A 341-nucleotide genomic window follows, 5' to 3' on the forward strand; every position below is an offset into this window, starting at 1 on the left:
GGAGTTACAAGCGGTAGTGGAACATTGACCCGTTCCGGAGATGGTTCAACAGTGAACCCATATACATTGGCAGTGTCTGCAGATGGAATAACAAATGCAGAGTTGGCGGATGATGCAGTAGGTTTAGAGAATCTTGTAAATGGAACTACAGCTGGAGATTTGATTCAATGGAATGGTAGCGACTGGGTAACGGTAGCTCCGAGTTCATTAATACCGGCCACAACAGTATCGAATACGAGTAATGTCAATACATTAAGTACAACAGTGGACGGAGTAACAGGAACAGGTGTGGATATTATCAACAGTAATGCACTTAGTTTGAATAGTAGCAATGAACTGGT

1 pseudogene is annotated in these 341 nt (G+C 42.8%); it reads left to right on the forward strand.

The annotated features are described in order from the left end of the window. Positions 1-341, forward strand: a pseudogene (locus R3X28_RS19280) (hypothetical protein); the annotation flags it as partial.

Source organism: Maribacter sp. TH_r10, assembly GCF_033101095.1.
In the GTDB taxonomy this organism is placed as follows: Bacteria; Bacteroidota; Bacteroidia; order Flavobacteriales; family Flavobacteriaceae; genus Maribacter_A; species Maribacter_A luteus.